At 39.8% G+C, this 17,947-nt stretch carries 21 protein-coding genes and 2 pseudogenes; 9 read left to right on the forward strand and 14 right to left on the reverse strand.

The genetic code is table 11. The features are described 5' to 3' along the window. Positions 1 to 2: 2 nt before the first annotated feature. The 8 genes from KFZ58_RS02480 to KFZ58_RS02515 form a co-directional block, all read right to left on the reverse strand. Positions 3 to 1,997 carry an acetoacetate--CoA ligase gene (locus KFZ58_RS02480; RefSeq protein WP_235793282.1) on the reverse strand — a complete coding sequence of 665 codons (1,995 nt, stop codon included), beginning with the start codon at positions 1,995 to 1,997 and terminating at the stop codon, positions 3 to 5. Between the two features lie 265 nt (positions 1,998 to 2,262). Beyond that, complete coding sequence (locus tag KFZ58_RS02485; RefSeq protein WP_235793283.1) at positions 2,263 to 2,673, reverse strand: DUF3021 domain-containing protein; 411 nt, start codon at positions 2,671 to 2,673, stop codon at positions 2,263 to 2,265. After that, positions 2,663 to 3,124, reverse strand: coding sequence for a LytTR family DNA-binding domain-containing protein (locus KFZ58_RS02490; protein WP_235793284.1), 462 nt, complete (start codon positions 3,122 to 3,124; stop codon positions 2,663 to 2,665). The genes KFZ58_RS02485 and KFZ58_RS02490 overlap by 11 nt, the downstream gene beginning before the upstream one ends. Before the next feature lie 21 nt (positions 3,125 to 3,145). Continuing rightward, the gene (locus KFZ58_RS02495) at positions 3,146 to 3,892 is read right to left on the reverse strand and encodes an ABC transporter permease (protein ID WP_235793285.1); all 747 of its coding nucleotides are present in this window, start codon (positions 3,890 to 3,892) and stop codon (positions 3,146 to 3,148) included. 29 nt (positions 3,893 to 3,921) lie between these two features. Beyond that, positions 3,922 to 4,824 (reverse strand): ABC transporter ATP-binding protein, encoded by a 903-nt coding sequence (locus KFZ58_RS02500; protein ID WP_235793286.1) that lies wholly within the window; start codon positions 4,822 to 4,824, stop codon positions 3,922 to 3,924. A gap of 167 nt (positions 4,825 to 4,991) precedes the next feature. Next, positions 4,992 to 5,240, reverse strand: a complete 249-nt coding sequence (locus tag KFZ58_RS02505; protein ID WP_235793287.1) for a DNA alkylation repair protein — start codon at positions 5,238 to 5,240, stop codon at positions 4,992 to 4,994. 97 nt (positions 5,241 to 5,337) lie between these two features. Continuing rightward, complete coding sequence (locus tag KFZ58_RS02510) at positions 5,338 to 5,784, reverse strand: YueI family protein (RefSeq protein ID WP_235793288.1); 447 nt, start codon at positions 5,782 to 5,784, stop codon at positions 5,338 to 5,340. Positions 5,785 to 5,900: 116 nt separating this feature from the next. Then, entirely contained in the window at positions 5,901 to 6,071 is a 171-nt protein-coding gene (locus KFZ58_RS02515) for a YfhD family protein (RefSeq protein ID WP_235793289.1), read from the reverse strand. A gap of 96 nt (positions 6,072 to 6,167) precedes the next feature. Here KFZ58_RS02515 and KFZ58_RS02520 point away from each other — a divergent pair, with 96 nt between their 5' ends. Then, positions 6,168 to 6,329 (forward strand): hypothetical protein, encoded by a 162-nt coding sequence (locus tag KFZ58_RS02520; RefSeq protein WP_235793290.1) that lies wholly within the window; start codon positions 6,168 to 6,170, stop codon positions 6,327 to 6,329. Positions 6,330 to 6,386: 57 nt separating this feature from the next. On the opposite strand, the gene KFZ58_RS02525 is transcribed toward KFZ58_RS02520, so the two are convergent. Next, the gene (locus KFZ58_RS02525) at positions 6,387 to 6,995 is read right to left on the reverse strand and encodes a spore coat protein (protein ID WP_235793291.1); all 609 of its coding nucleotides are present in this window, start codon (positions 6,993 to 6,995) and stop codon (positions 6,387 to 6,389) included. 190 nt (positions 6,996 to 7,185) lie between these two features. Here KFZ58_RS02525 and KFZ58_RS02530 point away from each other — a divergent pair, with 190 nt between their 5' ends. The 4 genes from KFZ58_RS02530 (at position 7,186) to KFZ58_RS02545 (ending at position 11,385) form a co-directional block, all read left to right on the forward strand. Next, positions 7,186 to 7,452, forward strand: coding sequence for a hypothetical protein (locus tag KFZ58_RS02530; RefSeq protein ID WP_235793292.1), 267 nt, complete (start codon positions 7,186 to 7,188; stop codon positions 7,450 to 7,452). Positions 7,453 to 7,455: 3 nt separating this feature from the next. Beyond that, positions 7,456 to 8,811, forward strand: a complete 1,356-nt coding sequence (locus KFZ58_RS02535) for a tripartite tricarboxylate transporter permease (RefSeq protein WP_235793293.1) — start codon at positions 7,456 to 7,458, stop codon at positions 8,809 to 8,811. A gap of 103 nt (positions 8,812 to 8,914) precedes the next feature. Next, positions 8,915 to 10,210: an alpha/beta hydrolase family protein gene (locus KFZ58_RS02540; RefSeq protein ID WP_235793294.1), complete on the forward strand. Its 1,296-nt coding sequence runs from the start codon at positions 8,915 to 8,917 to the stop codon at positions 10,208 to 10,210. A gap of 227 nt (positions 10,211 to 10,437) precedes the next feature. Next, positions 10,438 to 11,385 (forward strand): MBL fold metallo-hydrolase, encoded by a 948-nt coding sequence (locus KFZ58_RS02545; RefSeq protein ID WP_235793295.1) that lies wholly within the window; start codon positions 10,438 to 10,440, stop codon positions 11,383 to 11,385. A gap of 48 nt (positions 11,386 to 11,433) precedes the next feature. Here the strand turns inward: KFZ58_RS02545 and KFZ58_RS02550 are convergent, their stop codons facing one another. From KFZ58_RS02550 to KFZ58_RS02560, 3 genes and pseudogenes are all read right to left on the reverse strand, one after another. Next, positions 11,434 to 11,646 carry a hypothetical protein gene (locus KFZ58_RS02550; RefSeq protein WP_235793296.1) on the reverse strand — a complete coding sequence of 71 codons (213 nt, stop codon included), beginning with the start codon at positions 11,644 to 11,646 and terminating at the stop codon, positions 11,434 to 11,436. A gap of 352 nt (positions 11,647 to 11,998) precedes the next feature. Next, positions 11,999 to 12,181: a hypothetical protein gene (locus KFZ58_RS02555; protein WP_235793297.1), complete on the reverse strand. Its 183-nt coding sequence runs from the start codon at positions 12,179 to 12,181 to the stop codon at positions 11,999 to 12,001. Positions 12,182 to 12,517: 336 nt separating this feature from the next. Further along, positions 12,518 to 12,817 (reverse strand): annotated as a pseudogene (locus KFZ58_RS02560) (OsmC family protein); the annotation flags it as partial. 100 nt (positions 12,818 to 12,917) lie between these two features. Between KFZ58_RS02560 and KFZ58_RS02565 the strand changes: the two are divergent. The 4 genes and pseudogenes from KFZ58_RS02565 (at position 12,918) to KFZ58_RS02580 (ending at position 16,549) form a co-directional block, all read left to right on the forward strand. After that, entirely contained in the window at positions 12,918 to 14,390 is a 1,473-nt protein-coding gene (locus KFZ58_RS02565; protein ID WP_235793298.1) for a spore germination protein, read from the forward strand. 87 nt (positions 14,391 to 14,477) lie between these two features. Beyond that, positions 14,478 to 14,749 (forward strand): annotated as a pseudogene (locus tag KFZ58_RS02570) (VOC family protein); the annotation flags it as partial. A gap of 362 nt (positions 14,750 to 15,111) precedes the next feature. Beyond that, the gene (locus tag KFZ58_RS02575) at positions 15,112 to 15,870 is read left to right on the forward strand and encodes a polyphosphate polymerase domain-containing protein (protein ID WP_235793300.1); all 759 of its coding nucleotides are present in this window, start codon (positions 15,112 to 15,114) and stop codon (positions 15,868 to 15,870) included. A gap of 1 nt (position 15,871) precedes the next feature. Further along, entirely contained in the window at positions 15,872 to 16,549 is a 678-nt protein-coding gene (locus KFZ58_RS02580; protein ID WP_235793301.1) for a DUF4956 domain-containing protein, read from the forward strand. A gap of 116 nt (positions 16,550 to 16,665) precedes the next feature. Here KFZ58_RS02580 and KFZ58_RS02585 read toward each other — a convergent pair whose 3' ends face one another. After that, positions 16,666 to 17,058, reverse strand: a complete 393-nt coding sequence (locus KFZ58_RS02585; RefSeq protein WP_235793302.1) for a hypothetical protein — start codon at positions 17,056 to 17,058, stop codon at positions 16,666 to 16,668. A 79-nt stretch (positions 17,059 to 17,137) separates the two neighbouring features. After that, complete coding sequence (locus tag KFZ58_RS02590) at positions 17,138 to 17,899, reverse strand: exodeoxyribonuclease III (RefSeq protein ID WP_235793303.1); 762 nt, start codon at positions 17,897 to 17,899, stop codon at positions 17,138 to 17,140. Positions 17,900 to 17,947 lie beyond the last annotated feature (48 nt).

Genomic DNA, 17,947 nt, shown 5'->3' on the forward strand with positions numbered 1-17,947 from the left:
CTTTATTGTTGATTTGTCTTTATTTCCTGATCAAATTGTATAAAATAATCCAGAGCTTCCTCATTAGCTAATGACCCTTTATTAACTACCTTATCAAGAGGTTCTCCCATCAGTAGTTTCTTAACTGGGATTTCTAATTTTTTTCCGTTTAATGTTTGAGGTAGATCTGGTACTTCATAAATTCCTGTTGGAACATGCCGTGGAGAGCATTGTTCTTTGATTTGCTTTTTAATGACTTGCTGAATTTTATCTGTTAGCACATAGCCCTCTGTCATTACAACAAATAGTGGTGTGAAAGAATCACTATTATCCTTTGGAATGTCCACGATCAAACTATCAGCAACTTCCTTCACCTGATCGACAGCCCGGTAAATTTCGCTTGTGCCAATTCGAATACCGGCACGGTTAATCGTTGCATCCGAACGCCCATAAATAACACACGTTCCGCGATCTGTGACTTTTAAGTAGTCACCATGCCGCCAAATTCCCGGATATATATCGAAATAACTGTCATGCATGCGGCTCCCGTCCGAATCATTCCAAAAATATATCGGCATCGAAGGGAATGGTTCGGTAAGTACTAATTCGCCTACTTCCTCTATTTCAGGCTTGCCATCATCACTGAAGCTTTCTATTTTAGCACCAAGTCCCCGGCACTGTAATTCTCCAGCATAAACTGGTAAAATCGGTGCGCCTAAAATAAAAGCGGTGCATACATCGGTTCCCCCACTTGCGGAGGCAATCCACAGATCTTCTTTTACATTTTCATAGCACCACTGAAAGCCTTCTGGCGGTAAGGGCGACCCAGTGGAGCTGATATTTTTCAAATGACTTAGGTCAAATTCCTCGCCAGGTTTAAATGCATCATCTTTCATACAAGACGTGATGTAGCTTGCACTCGTACCGAATACAGTCATTTTGGTGTCTTCTGCAAATTTCCAGAGCATTTTTTTATCCGGATAGGCAGGGTTTCCATCATATAAAATAATCGTGCTGCCTGTAAGAAGTCCACCGACAAGAAAGTTCCACATCATCCAGCCGGTTGTTGTATACCAGAAGAATCGGTCGTCTTCGCCTAAGTCTGCATGGAAGGTGAGTGCTTTTAGGTGTTCGATTAGGATGCCTCCTTGGCTTTGGACAATTGGCTTCGGCTTTCCGGTTGTTCCCGATGAAAACAATACCCATAATGGATCATTGAATGGGACATGAACGCAAGTGAGCGTGAGTTGTCCATTTGTTTTTACTGCATTTGTCCAAGGTATGACATTTTTACAGCCACTAAAATCCGGATTTTCATGTAAGTAAGGAATTGCAATGGTTGCTTCTAACGTCGGTAGCTCTGATTGGATGCTTTCTACAACTTCTGTACGGTCAAAATTTTTCCCGCTATAGCTATAGCCGTCCACCGTAACCATCACTTTTGGCTCGATTTGTTTAAAGCGGTCGATGACACTTTGTGTTCCGAAATCAGGTGAAGCACTTGACCAAATGGCCCCAAGACTAGCTGTGGCTAAGAAGGCCACAACAGATTCATAGATATTAGCTACATATGCCACAACACGATCACCTTTTTGGACACCGAGTTTTTGGAGTGTTTGTTGTAACGCTGCAGTTTCCTGATAAAGTTGCTTCCAGGTGACTTCTGATTTTCCCCGCATTTCGGAAGCATGAATAATGGCGGCCTTATTTTCATCACGATTTCTGAAAATATGTTCCGTGTAACTGATTGTGCTTTCCGGAAACCATCTGGCACCAGGCATTTTATGTGATGTTAAAACAGTTTCATAGGGTTGCTTCGATTGAATATCAAAGTACTCCCACTGTGATTCCCAAAATGCTTCTACCTCATTTACAGACCATTTCCATAGGGAATGATAATCATCAAAATACAAGTTTTTATGTTCCCTCAACCACTTCATATAATCGTAAAGGAATGATTGATGTTTCCAGTCTTCATCAGGTTCCCATAGTAAAGTACCCTCTTCAATTTGCTCCATCTAACCCCTCCTGAATATGATAACCATTAGTTTCATTATATGGAATCGCTTACTTTATGTAAAGGCAAGATTATTCGACAAAATCCGGGGCGTGCCAGGCACTGTTCGGTTACACGAACGCGGAATAAAACAGCACGACCGCGAAACAAAGGGGTCTGAACGCGGAACAGCTGCCTCTGACCGCTGGACAAACGAGCCTGTGAGCGGAGTACCCGCCCGTGTGCGCTGGACAACTCAGCACTGAAGCTTTTATTTTGTAGTTCCACTAGTTCTTTTTCCGCAATTCTTCATTCAACGAAGCTTCCACTTTTTTGAAATATATATAAAATCCAGTCCAAACTAAGGTATAAAACGCAATCCACACGAGTGCGCTGCTGAGAATAGCAAGTGGTGTAAAGGGGACCCATCCAGCCGACAACGCAATGATAAAATAAACAGTAATCGATAGGCTGAAATGGATAACGGTTTGTTTTAGATAACTCCAGTCATGAACCTCAAATATAAAAGAAGATAATCCAAAGTAAATACCAACCACCAAACTGCCCAACATACCCAGCCAAATTTCTGATACGGTAGCATCTACTCCATAAAATTTGACAAAGGAAAGAACAACAAAGGTATAAATTCCTCCAACAGCTATCCCGGCTGTAATCCGTTTTAGCGCTTCAACGATCATATGCTTGCCCACCCTTCATCAGCTTTTCCTTTATGGCTGCCACATATTTTCTCGTAATATATTCTTTATTTCCGGAATGAAAGTAAACACAAAGATTGCCGTTAAAGGATAACTCGAAACGCTCGATACGATTTATGTTTCCAATCACTGATTTGGAAAAACGTGTAAAGTCATAAGGGGTCAGCATTTCCTCAACTTCATACAGCTTCATTTTTACTTCAATCGTTCGACCTTTTAATGTAGCAAATATTTTTCTCTTTTCAGCATAAACAAAATCGATCTCGTTCGGGTCCAGAAGTATCGTCTGATCAGATTCGATGCCGAATAAACGCTGCTGTCTTCGCTTCTTTACAATCTTCACAATTTCCTCCAGCTCCTCTGTCCATTCCCTCGCTTGAATGGTTACCGAAGTTTCCTCATACTTATCATCGATATCAATGTTTATTTTCATCAGGTCATTCCCCCAGTAATTCTAACCTCTGGCCTGTTTTAAAAAAAATGGATAGCTAAGTAATGCTATCATAAATCCTGCAAACCCAAATCCAAATAGGATGAGCGCAACTTGAAAAAGTTCCGCATATGGCAATGTGCCTGCCATGGCATCTTGGAATGCTTGATGTGCCCAGGATTGAGGCAGTAATTTGCTGATTGTTTGCATAAATGCAGGCATCGTGTCGAGTGGCATCATTTGTCCGCCAAGTAATCCACCGCCAAGGGCTATCACTTGGGTGATCGCAATTCCCATGTTTAATGTTTTGACAAGCAGCGCGAGTGCGAGTCCAATTCCGGTTACAGTAAATGTTAAAAACACAGCTAATAGCAGCAAGTGAAATGGCTGCTCCAGTGGTATGCTATAGACGAGCCTGCCAAATAATAGCAAGATGAAAATCTGTATGAATACAATAAACATGTTCGGAATCCATTTTCCCAGTAAATATAAATAGGGGGAAAGCGGCGTGCTTGCGATTCTGGCAGTCATCCCGAGATTCCTATCCTTAAGCACCGTTTCAACCATATTAATCATGATGAAAAACACAAACATAACGGTGTAGCCTGGTACGATTGATAGGATAATTTGTTCACGGATGGCTGCTTCAGTTCCGGAAGTAAGTACAGCGATAAATAAAACCGTAAAAATAATTGGTAAAATCAACATCCAAAATAATAGGCCTCTGTCTTGAAGATATTTTTTCATTTCGATGAAAATTAACGCTCCCATGGTAAAACCTCCCTATTAGTTTAACATACTTAATCCCGCAATTGACTGCCGGTTAAAGAAAAGAAAACATCCTCCAGCCGCGGCTGAACAAGTTCTAATTGTTCTAATTGCACGTTGTTCGTTTTGCAATGATTTAACACAGCCTCCATCGCTGCCAGTGGGGTGTCGGTCGCTAATAAATATCCTCCGTCCTTGCTTTCTAGTGTCCCAAATTTCCTGATGTTGTCTGGCAAATTGTTATTTTCCCCCTTAATAAAAATGGAAGGGGAAACGTTCTTTTGTAATAGGCTTTCAATGCTCCCATTTTCAACAATTTCTCCCTGATCGATGAACGCAACTTCATCACATAGCTGTTCCACTTCTTCCATATAATGGCTGGCATAAATAATCGTACAACCCTTTTGTCTGAGCTGTTCGATCATCTGGAAAATGTAGCGGCGTGACTGTGGATCAATCCCAACTGTTGGTTCATCCATAATAATGATCTTTGGTGCATGCATTAAAGCACATCCTATATTCAGACGGCGTTTCATTCCACCTGAGAATGAAATCACCTTATCCTTCCCCCTCCCGGATAATCCGATATCTATCAAGACCTCATTTGCGCGGTTTTTTAATTTTTTTCCGTTCAGTCCGTATAGTCTTCCAAAAAAATATAGATTATCTAATGCGGACAATGTTTGTTCCAGGCAGATTTCCTGGGGGATATATCCAATCTGTTCTTTCATTTTTCGATCGATGGTTGATGCCTTGATATGAACTGTCCCTCTATAGTCTTGAATGACGGAAGCAAGAATTTTCATTAACGTTGATTTTCCAGCACCGTTTGGACCGACAAGGCCATAACAAATACCATCCTGAATAGCAAGAGAGATATCTTTCAATGCCTGCATTCTGCCATAATGCTTTTGTACATTATTCACTGTAAGCAATACGTCCACTCCTTCTCTTTTTTACCATTATGTCATCAGGATGTTTTTATGACTTGAGAAAGTGAATAACATACAGTGATTTATGTATGAAGAGACAAAAAGCATGCATAAAAAAACACCACCTGGTTGTAAGTGATGTTTCATGAAAAGTATTTTGAAATGAAAGTTCAATTCCCACTATATTCACCGTACTTTATAAAAGTTTTCTCATCTTCAATCAGACCACAGGAACCACATTGAATCCTATATTTCGGTCCATTATAAGACGTATGAAAAACTTCCACACTTTCATTTGCATAATCATTAATAACCTCACCAGTCTGTGCATCTAATTTGACTGGATTAGCCACTTGTTCAATAATGTTGAATCTTGAACGGTTGGTTTTGCAATTCGGACATCGGTATGGTTGATTCAATCTAAACACCTCCATCCACTATTATCCCGCGTTGTCATTCTTTTATTTACATAATGGACAAATAAAAAACGACTAAGTGCATCAACCTTAGACGAATTTATTCAAACCATTGTTTTATTCTAGAAAAAAATGACCCGTTTTCGGTTTCATTGGTTCTTTCAGATTCCTCTTCCGGTACATTTTCAATAAAAATTTCTTCCTTGTCGATCGCATAGTCATAGGTTAAAACAGCGCCGATATCTGTATCATTTTCCTTATTCGTAACGGTAGTGGAAGGGATGTTATATTTATTTGCAAGCTCTCTTTCTTCCTTTAAAAATCGATAAGAAACATGGCCGTTAATTAATAATTTGGCTTGCGTGTTATGTTTCATCGCTTCTTCTAATTCCTCAAGTCCCTTATCAGACATCACCTGGCCTTTGGTTAGGGCGATCACAATACGTTCTCTGAGCGTTCCGAGGAATTGTTCACGCTCTTCCTCTTTTGGTCTTCGCTTTCCGTACATTCCCTCTGTGAGATAATCGTCTACATTCTTCTTTCCCATAACTGTGCCTCACTTCCTTATCTGTCTACTTCAATTGTACAAAGTTGCCTGGGGAGAAGCAAATAATTGAGGTATCCTTACCTTTTAAGGACAAGGATACCCCCTATCTTCCTTTATTATTTCTTCCTCACACGTTTATCAGCAGCACGACTTCTTGCTTGTGCTTCTTTATCCTCATGATCAGCAAATTCTTCTGCAAATTCTACATCTTTGCCATCTGTCAATTGTCTTTTAGGTGTCTGTGCGAGAAAGCTATTTTTTGCTTTATTGTGTTCATCTCTTCCCAAAGGAATCACCTCTCTTCATTATTTTCATGCTTAGTATGTGTAGAAGCTTTTTTTCACATACTATGACTATCCAAGTAAATATTAGGAGGGATCATAATGAGATGCAAAGCATGTGAAGGAACAGGTCTGCTCTCTGATGATGAAGGTTGGCAGTACAGATGCAGTGTTTGTGATGGTGATGGGGAGTATTCTGAAACGGATGCTTCAAGGCCAGCTAGAATAAGGTCTGTCGATGAGAATAACCGATTGCTGGATTAAAATAAGACTACCTGTTTCCATATAGACGACAGGTAGTCTTTTTACTCTTAGCTTTAACTAATGCGGCATAGTCCCCTGAATTGGCGCAAAGCTATTCATGATTGCCTGCATATCTGCTTGCTTCAGCTGTGGAACTTGGTAATATTGATTTTTATTTTGGTATAAAAACACTTCATAGGCCATTTCCACCATATTTGGAACGCTATCTGCAAAAACTCTTCTAAGAACAGGGTTTGTGGTCTCAAGTGCTGCTGTTGTGAAAGTAGTTGCTCCTGCTTTCAGTACACTCATCATATAGCTTGAGACACATTGATCATTAATTTCATTTACAGATTGGGCTGGCGTCTTTGGTTGTGATGGTTGCATGCCGTATATAACGTCATTACTTTGTCCCATGTTGTAGTTCTTTGTTTTTACTGTAGGCTCCTGCCCGGTTTGCAATGTTTCCACCATGGTATTATACGTTTGCGTTAAAAATGTTTTGTGCTGTTGTAACATCGTTTTTAATTCCGGATCTTGAATATGCTGCTCATATAATAAATATTGTTCCATTCCTCCAACTAGAGTAGATATAGCTTCATGAGCATCAAATAGTTCGTGCCCACCATGGCTTTCTTGAGCAGGCATACCTTGAGACCCTTGAAAGTTCTGTTGTTGGTTTTGCATTTGACAATTACCTCCTTAAAGTAGTCTTGATTATTTTGATCAAACTTCGTCATGTTATGCGCCTTTTTAAGCCCAATTTTATGAAAAAATAATAAGCATGTTATGTCTTCACATAAATAATTTCATTTTTTTATGGTAAAGTTGTATAATGTAAATTTACATATATAGGATTTCTTAGGAGGATGTACGTATGTCCAAACAACCACCTGAAACAAATAAGCCAGAACAGGATAAAGGTAAGAATATTGAGGTATGGGAAGATTTGGTGAATATTAAGGATTTGCTTTTAAGTATGGTGATTTGCAGTGCTCTAGCATTAGGCGGTTACCTGATCGCGCCGAACGAGCCACCTCGTCCGCTCATCTATGGTTTGGTTGGGGTCGTCATAGGTTTTATTATCAGCAGTATCATTATTAAACCTAAACGAACACTCCGCTTTGAAGATGAGGAGAGCTAGGCTATGGAAATAACATTAATTTTTGAAATGATTGCTGCATCCGTATTTGGAGCAGTATTATATACGATCATTGGGATTGCACCAGGAACTGATGAAACTGCGGTCTTAGCACCAGTGACATTGGTTTTGGTACTGACAGGTATGGAACCAATTGTTATCTTAGCCTTTTTTATTTCTTCGATTGTTGCAAAAAAATTAGCAGACTCCATTCCTGTAGCAATCGCAGGTATCCCGGGAGGCGTATTATCTGCTCCTATGGTTGATCACGCGATGGTTTTGAAAAAACACGGGCTGCCTGATGTCAGTATTCGGAAAATGGCATCAGGTTCCGTGATTGGTACACTCATTTCCGTGCCATTAAGTTTAATTCTGGCAAATTTAATAGCACCATTAGGAGACGCTATTGCGGATTATTCCAGTCAGATTTTCTTTGCTGGCGCCATCTTTCTGGCGCTTATGACGAAAAACCGTTGGCTCGCACTAATTTCTATTTTCCCGTTTGCGTTGCTTATCCAAGGATTAAGACATCTTTACTGGGGAGTAGGTGCAGTTGAGGAAGATGTGACGGTATTTACTTCATTTTTCCTTGGAATAACCATTGGACCGATTATTTTACGCTTATTTGAATTGCTGAATAATGAGATTCGGGGTAGCTTACCACGGCGCAATACGAATGATATCGTTATAAAAAGACAAAAGCCTGTAAAAGGGTTTCCAAATCCGTTTAAGATTTTGGATAAAAAAGAAATTCGCACCTCTTCCTTGGGTTCTGTTTTAGGTGTCTTCACGTTCTTCATGAGTCCTGCTGGGATGACGATATTTTTAGGAGAAACATTATCAAGCCGGATAAAAGATCCAATAAAAAAGGCGTCCCGAGCGATTTCGAGCATGGATGGGGTTACAAATGCCGCATACATAGCAGGAACATTAATCCCCTTAATTGCGATCGGGGTGCCGGTTTCTCCGACGGCACTTGGTCCAGGGATTGCTTTGTTTAACGCACCACCGGTCTTTACGGAAGATCGTAATTTACATCATCTTTTATCAATGGGTGACTTTATTGTGGCAACGATAATTGGGGCTGCCATTGCAATAAGCTTGACCTATTTCGTTGCAATCAAGTATACGCAGCAAATTGTTACATTTGTTTTCAGATATATTCCACATGAGGCATTACTCGGCGTGTTTTTCGGCCTTGTGTTAATGCTTAGCTATATGGATGCAGGTTTAATTAATATTGCTGGTGTTTTGTTAATCGGCCTTGTAGCTGGGTTATTACATCGCTGGGGTGTCAATTATGGTGTACAATTTATGGTGCTATATGCAGCTCCGTGGATTGTGAGTCAGTTGGTTTTATAATAAGTAAAGAAGCACTGCAGTTACTGGATGTGCTTCTTTTTTGAAACCTTTTTTCATGTTGCACGTAGGACTAATAGGATAACGATATATGGGGATGATGAGGATGAAAAAAGGAATTATTGTTATTATTTTATGTATGTTGACTTTTGCAATAGGTTGTAGTGGGGATACGGAAGGAGGCGATTCATCCATGGAAATAACCGGTTATTGGACTGGAGCAATTGAAATTCCGAATCAGCCGCTACAAATTAATGTGGAATTTGAAAATGAGGATGATCTTACTGGTGTAATCAGTATCCCTGCACAAGGTGTTCAGGATTATCCGCTCTCGTCACTGGCATTAGATGGAGAAAGTATCGCTTTTGTAATGGAAATGCCGGGACAAAGCGCTTCCTTTGATGGGGAAGTGGACGCGGAAACAATTGCGGGGACATTTATGCAGGCCGGACAATCATTTCCGTTTGAACTAATGAAGGGAGAAGCTCCAGCAGCGGATTCTGAAGAAGAAGGTGAATTCCTCGAGGTTGAAACAGATCTTAGAACACTCACTGGTGAACTTGAAACGCCAGATGGAGATGGGCCATTCCCTGTTATGCTTATTATCCCAGGGTCTGGACCGACTGATCGTAATGGAAATGCACAAGGTATCAACGCAGACAGTTTAAAGCTTGTAGCTGAACAACTTTCAGAAGTTGGAGTGGCGAGTGTGCGCTACGGGAAGAGAGTAGCAGGGAAAAATCAGCAAGCTATTACTTCAGAGGAAGAAATGGATTTTGATCAATTTGTTGAAGATGCTAAACTTTGGGTGGAATTGCTTCATGCGGATGAAAATTATACAGAGGTTGGCATCATTGGACATAGTCAAGGCTCGTTAGTTGGTATGCTGGCTGCACAGGAGAGCAATGTCGATGCTTTTGTTTCAATTGCAGGAGCAGGACGTTCGATTGATGAAGTCATATATGATCAACTACGTGACCAACTCCCGGAAAATTTGCTAAATGAAAGCGAAGAAATTTTACAACAGGTAAAAGAAGGTTATCAAGTTGAAGATATCAGCCAGGAATTACAAAGTATATTTCGACCATCAGTTCAACCTTTTCTGACGTCTTGGATGTACTATGACCCAGCAACAGAGATTGATAAGCTGGATATTCCAACATTGCTTCTGAACGGAGAGCGTGACATACAAGTTCCGGTCAGCGAAGCAGAAACACTACACGCGGCAAAAGATGATTCGGAATTAATCGTTATTGAAAAAATGAATCATGTCCTGAAAGAAGCACCGGAAGATCGGGCGGGTAATATGAGCACATATGTGAATCCGGATCTTCCATTGGCAGATGGGCTGATGGATGGGATTGTTGGATTTTTACAAGAAAATGCTAAATTTCAATTTTAGATGGAAACAGGTTATGTAAATTTGAATTTTCCCAGGGGAAATTTCGATTATAGAGCCCTGTACTACAGTTATAATTAAATTTTACCCATTCGCCATAAAGGCATACGACAGTATGATTTTAGCATCTTGAAAAAACGAAGTGTTGATAGCTCATAACGTAAAAGAATGAAAATTTATTTAATTATGCGTATAATAGAGTTATCTGAAAGAGGTTTGGAGGGTAAATGATGAAGGAGAAGGAACCAATTCAATTGGATGATCGTATCCATTTAATTGATGGATTTGATTTAGGCGTATCGGAACGAACAGGATCATATATTATTAACGATGAAGATTTAACAATTGTGGAAACAGGTCCAAGCCCATCCATAAAGCATGTGAAAGAAGGTTTGAAAACACTGGGATTTTCCCTACAGCAGGTCAAGTATATCATTGTTACCCATATTCACCTTGATCATGCTGGAGGAGCAGGATTATTAGTAGAGGAATGCCCGAATGCTACAGTTGTTGTCCATCCACGAGGTGAAAGGCATCTCATAAACCCTAAAAAGTTGGCAGCAGGAGCGAGAGCTGTATATGGGGAAAGTTTTTCAGAATTATTTGATCCGATTATTCCTGTAGCTGAAGAACGATTACTTGTGAAGGGAGAAGGGAATACGCTTCAAATTGGGCCTGAATGTACACTTGAGTTTCTAGATACACCAGGTCATGCTAAGCATCATTTCAGCATTTTCGATCCGGTGAGTAGAGGCATGTTTACAGGCGATACAGTTGGTATTCGTTACGAACAATTAAGCCACGAGGGCGTGGACCTATTTCTTCCTTCGACTTCGCCAAATCAGTTTGACCCAAATGCGATGCAAGCGGTGATTGACCGGATGATGGAAATGAATCTCGAGCGCATTTATTACGGCCATTTTGGTATGACGGAAAAAACGGATCAAGCGCTAAGACAAGTGTCAGATTGGCTAGATGTATTCTTGGAAGTAGGAGAGCAAATTGTGGCAGAAGGTAAAGGGTATGATGATCTTGCTAAAGCGTTATTAGGAAGAGTAAGACAGCATCTTCGGGAATTTGATATCCCTGATGATCACGAAGCATATATTGTGATTAATTTAGATATGCAAGTTAGTGCGCTTGGAATGATTGATTATTTTAAGAAGCTGAAGCAATGAATTCGCACCCATACGTTTGATGCGTGTGGGTGCTTGTAACAGGGGTTATTATTTCGTCATCCATTTCCGGATAATGTGATCTACGCCTACTTCACTGGATGCATCCATCAAATACTCCACATCCATGATCGCAGAATCCGCTTTGTGGATATGGAACATTCTTTTCGCCCATTCATAATCATCCGTCCAATCCGGATTATTAGGATGTGAAACGATGGCAGACTCTAAACGATGTATGATGATATCTTCTATTCCTATCACGAAAATACTGCGCATTTTCTAATTCCATATGGATAACTTTTTCCTTATTTCCTTTCAGAAAGTTATTCGGAATTTCAATGGCAACCTCCAGTTCCTCATGATACCAACAACGACCCTCCTTTAAAAATCCAAGTTCATTTGTTAATAGTGTGTCAAATTTATCTCTTCCATCAGTAATCAGTTCTATATCGTAAGTGGAATAGTTATTTCGTGTGTATATTTCTACTGATAAACCACCGACAATTACGGCTTTATATTATATTTTTTAAAATATTACGTTAATAGTGCGCATATCTCTATCATTTTTTCGTGTTTTGGTAAGTTTTCAAGTACTGCAAGTTCCTTTTTTAGCTCATTCAGCCGGATCATAATACATCCTTCGCTTTCCGATCATTTTCATTTTGCCTTCGCGTTTTGCTCGTTCTACGCTAGCTCTGGTAATTTCTGTTAGTGCAATTCGCTCATCCATTGACCGTCTTCTGCTTCTTTTGACGCGTGGATTATCTTGTTGTTCGGATCGTATTTGGCTATTCACTTTTTGGCGTCTGTGTTTGTTAGATGGAAAGAAGGCAACGACCCATCATTTAGCATTGAATATTACAAGAAAAATACCCTGATATTCGAGTAGTATCAGATAGCAAAGTAGTACATGATAGTAACCTCATTTCTTCTGGCGGAGTATCTTCAGGAATTAACATGGCACTTTATCTTGTAGAGTAAATTATGGGGAACCCTACTTCTGATAGAACGGTTAAAACTATTGAATTTGTACAATAAATGATTTCGCTAAGGAATATCTTTATTTGGAAGCCTTTTTGTGCATGGCGTCGAAGTAATAACCGGGAAGGGGGACAGCCCCCACTTCTTCATCCTATTTAATCGGATTTTCTATTACTACTTTTGAAGAGGCTAGGTTAACCTGATTAGCAATTGTGTCTCCAACAGGGCAGTGAGCCTCAATAAATTCCTTATATGCCTGTATATTCTCTTCAGGAGCATCTGTTTCAATATGAAACGTATAACGGATATAGGAAAAACCTGGTCGTACATCCGATTTACCAAGGAATCCATCCATATCAATATCACCTTCTAATTCCACCCAAAAGTTTTGAAGATCAACCTCAAATTTTTCAGCATACGTTTTTGCAACGATAGACTGGCATGCACCCAGCCTCGCCCACTCAATGGTATCAAAATAAAATATCAATATTGGTTTTTAGAGGTATGCCATTCATATTATTTGGATAGAAATGGGTTGAGGAGGGAAACTAATGGGTTATGAAGGTTATAGACGGTCTAAACAACCGATATTTGATAATTTTGATGATAACATTGAATATTTTAAAAAGCAGCTCGGAGTGGGCGAAAGCTTTGATTCCATTCATTTGGACCTGCACTATGCAGGAAGAGACATGGGGATGTTTTTAATTGATGGCTTTGCCAAGGACGATATTATACATTACTTAATGAAGCTGCTGGCAGACCTTGAACCAGAGCAGCTTGGAACCGAACCGCTAATGAATCTTGTGAGAACCTATCTCCCCTACATGGAAGTGAATACGGAGGATGATTTGAATAAATCTGTCTTTTGGGTATTGAGCGGTGGTTCGGCACTCGTGGTGGACGGAATTGACAAAATCATTATTATAGATGCCAGAACGTACCCTGCAAGAAGCCCGTCCGAGCCCGATTTAGAGCGCGTCAGCCGGGGCGCCCGTGACGGTTTTGTCGAGACAAGTGTATTTAATACTGCACTGACGAGAAGACGTGTCCGTGATCCTTCTCTTAGGATGGAATACATGTCCATCGGGAGACGATCGCAAACAGATATTGTTGTGTCATATATAAAAGATATTGCTGACCCTAGCACTGTCAAACAAATTAAGAGCTCCCTTAAAAACATTGATACAGATGGCCTCCCCATGGGGGAAAAGACATTAGAGGAATTTCTTTGTGGAAGGAGCTGGAACCCGTATCCGACTGTGCGCTATACAGAGCGTCCAGACACGGCAGCCATTCATTTATACGAGGGGCACGTGCTTGTGATAGTGGATGGCTCTCCCAGTGTAATGATTACACCAGCGACATTTTGGCATCATGTGGAGCATGCTGAGGAGTACCGGCAGCGCCCGGTAACAGGTGCTTACTTCCGGATGGTTAGATTTTTCGCCATATTTATGTCAATCTTTTTAACACCGCTTTGGTTATTGTTTGTTGAGAATCAGCATTTATTGCCTGCATGGCTTTCTTTTCTTGGGCCAAAAGAGTCGATTGTGATTCCATTACTTGTCCAGCTGCTTATCGCCGAACTGGGAATGGATATGTTAAGAATGGCTACTATTCATACACCGACCTCGATGGGAACAGCACTTGGACTTGTATCAGCAATTATTATCGGTGAGATGGCGGTACAGGTTGGATTTTTCACGAGAGAGGTTATCATATACGTTGCTATTGTAGCTATTGGTACATATGCAACTCCTTCGTATGAATTCGCTCTGGCAAACCGCCTGTACCGGCTTGTACTGTTGCTAGCAACTGCCGCTTTTGGTTTGATTGGTTTTGTTGCTGGAATTACTTTGTGGATTTTGGCCCTTGCACGCTTAAAGTCATTCAACGTTCCGTACTTGTGGCCGCTTATCCCATTTTCTTACCGCTCTATGCGGGGAATACTTGTAAGAGCTCCACTACCTTTGAAAAATCGACGTCCAACTGCGCTACATCCGCAAGATCCAGACCGTTAGTCCGGCTGGTGTGAAATAATCAAGTTCTCCGTGTAACCCTTTGGATAGATGTCCAGAGGGTTTTTAATATTTATCTTACGGGTTATAATGGAAAAGGTTAAACCATTTTAATGTTTCAGGACGGAAGGGCTGAAGAAGCCATGAATTATTACACGTCACTTATCGAGGATTCAGCCATAACGAGTATTGTCCGTTATGGAGCGGATGAGGGTGGGGAAGAGGGGACTGTAATGCATGCGTCCTTTTCTTTAAAAGGACAAGAATTCATGTGCATGGACAGTGTATCGATTCATAATTTCACTTTTACGCCTTCCCTCTCAATCTATCTTACGTGTGATTCGGAAGAGGAGCTGAATCATCCAATTGGTTGATTGAAATAAATTATAATAGTTCTGTAAATGGGTGTAACGGAATAACCCGAGCAGAAATCGATCAAACTTATAAAAACCAGATTTAAATATACTGAATAGGAATCCATTTTGATCAATCCTTTTTTCAAAATGGATTTTTTATTTTCCATTAAAATACGGGTTCGACTGATATTTCTGAACCAACTTTATTTCAAAGCTACATTAGTCCATGTTTTAAGAAATGAAAAGAATACACACGCTTTTTACATTAGATTAATTAAATCACAGCAATTTCTCAGTATATTCTAATCTGTTCCACATTGGAAATTTATTCTTGATACATATAATGGTCTTCAAGGAGGATGAAAAACATGGCGATTGAAATTTTTAAAAGAAAAGAACAAAAGTATCTTATTACAACACAGCAGTACCAGGAACTGGTTAACCAAATCTCACCATACATGCGTCCCGATAAATTTGGAAAGGACGGAAAATATACGGTTACCAGTTTATACTTTGAAAGTGATGATAACAAAATCTATTTTGAAACGAAAAACAAATTGAGGTACCGGCAAAAGCTAAGACTGAGAGTGTATGATGACACTGATCTTAATGGCACGGCGTTTTTTGAGGTGAAACAAAAGCATAAAAAAGTTGTAAATAAGAGAAGAGTGTTGCTCCAACTATCAGAAGCCTACCGCTATTTGAAATCAGAAAAATACTCGCTTGATCACTATGAAACTTCTAATTCACAGGTTCTTCGAGAAATTAATTATTTCAAAGAGTTATATAATTTAGAGCCGGAAATGGTGGTAAGCTACGATCGGCATGCTCTTCACTGTCTCGATGATCCTTCTTTGAGGATTACATTTGATCTAAATTTAAGGTGCAGGAAGGATGATCTATTGCTTGAAAATGGCCCCTATGGAGAGAATTTTATTGATCCTAATCTAATCGTTTTGGAAGTGAAAGTAAATGATAGCGTTCCTATTTGGCTTACACGTATTTTACAAAACCTGGACTGTAAACAGAGAAGTGCCTCAAAGTTTTGCACAAGTTTGGAGTTATTAAAACATGAAGCACTGCCAATCGGAACTGTTAAAGAAGTAGTAGAAATTGGAGGGGTGTAAAATGGATATGATCGATCAATTATTTAACATTAACGGAAATGAATCAAGCATTTTTATGAGTGTACTTGCAATGGCTATAACAACCGTACTCAGCATAGTCATCACTAAAATCTATCAAATTACGTTTACGGGGGAAAGATATTCCCAAAACTTTGTTCATACAATTATCATCATGAGTGTTGTCGTTTCGGTGGTGATGAATGTTGTCAGTGGAAATGCCGGGGTGGCCTTTGGATTGTTTGCCGTATTTTCATTGATCCGTTTCCGAAGTGCTGTGACCGATGCGAAAGATATTGCCTATATATTTTTTGGTCTGTCTGTCGGGATGACCGGTGGGCTCTATCAATTTGACTTGGCGATCGTTCTCACTATATTTGCGAGTGTTCTATTTTACTTGCTTTATAAATTTCAATACGGAAAAGGAAAAGATACACAAATTCTAAAAGTAACCGTTCCTGAGAATTTAAATCATGAAAGTTTGCTTGATGATGTTTTTCAGGAATTTACCATCAGCAACTCACTACGGCAGGTGGAAACAACAAATCTTGGAACCATGATCCTCTATACGTATGCTATTAGAAGCAAAAATGTAACAAGGGATAAGGAATTGCTTGATCGGATCCGGGAGAGAAATGCCAATTTAAAAGTTTCTTTAACATATATGGAAAATCAGGAATAATCCTCAATAAAGGGTTCTTATTCTTGCTACAATGGTACCTGTATGGTGAGTGGTTATTTGAGACATTATTCAGTATTTCGTTAAAATTAACCACTCTATAACTTAAAAAGGCCGGCTTATTTCTCTTCCTCCGTCTTCATAAACGTTAAAATCAGAAAGAATGCGAAGCTTAACAGTAAAATAGTACCACCAACAATAAAGAACACAGTTGTAAATGCATCACCGAAATTAAATGGGCGAACATAGTATAGCCACATGCCGCTCGTTAACCCAATTGTGCCGATGATAGCTGACCATACATGTAATGCTGCCAGCGTTCTATTTGCTGGGGTGAAGACTTTATAGTAAACCGCAAAGGCAAATAGGGATAGCCAGCCGACAACCAGGATATGGGCATGTACTGTTTTAAATTCAGGCCCACCTGCGCCAGCCATATGGGAGCCTAAGACAGCTCCAAGTAATGCAAAAATGGCAGAAAACCGAAGTAATGTTTTGCTGTACGTGTTCATGAATTGTCACTCCTTTTGTTTAGTAAAATAAGCTTACATTATTCATGTGAATGGAATATGAATAATTGATTACAAAATACTAATCCGGTGCATTCATTTCCAGCATTACCGGACAATGATCGCTTCCCATCACGTGCTGATGAACCTGGGAATCTATAAGTGCTTTTTTCAATCTTTCGGATACAATCAGATAATCAATTCTCCAACCAACATTCCTTTCGCGGATTGTTTTCATATACGACCACCATGAGTAAAGTCCCTCTGTGTCGGGATGGAAACACCTTAGACTATCGATAAATCCAGAGTCTAGGAGACGGGTCATTTTGCCGCGTTCTTCTTTCGTGAACCCTGAATTGCCATGATTTGTTTTATCATTCTTTAGATCAATTTCATTGTGTGCAACGTTTAAGTCGCCACAGTAGATAATCGGTTTTTCTCCGTCCAATTTTTTCAAATAATTATAGAGTTCATCCTCCCACTCTAACCGATAATTCAGCCGTGTTAGATCCCTTTTAGAATTCGGAGTGTAGACATTAACTAAATAAAATCCCTCAAACTCGAGTGTGATAATCCTTCCTTCTTCCTGCTCATCCTCATCGCCCAATCCGTATTTTACAGATAGCGGCTTTTTCTTTGTGAAAACAGCTGTACCGGAATATCCTTTGCGCACAGCATAATTCCAATACTGATAATATCCTTTCAAATCCAGATTAATCTGTCCTTCCTGTAATTTCGTTTCCTGAAGACAAAAGATATCTGCATCAACTTCATGAAAATAATCCAAAAATCCCTTCCGCACACAAGCGCGAATGCCGTTTACATTCCAAGATACCAGTTTCATAGTTGTATTGTTTCTCCCTTTGCTTAAATGTTTGTTCATCCATTTTAA

This window comes from Virgibacillus sp. NKC19-16, assembly GCF_021560035.1.
GTDB classification, from domain to species: domain Bacteria; phylum Bacillota; class Bacilli; order Bacillales; family Amphibacillaceae; genus Virgibacillus_L; species Virgibacillus_L salidurans.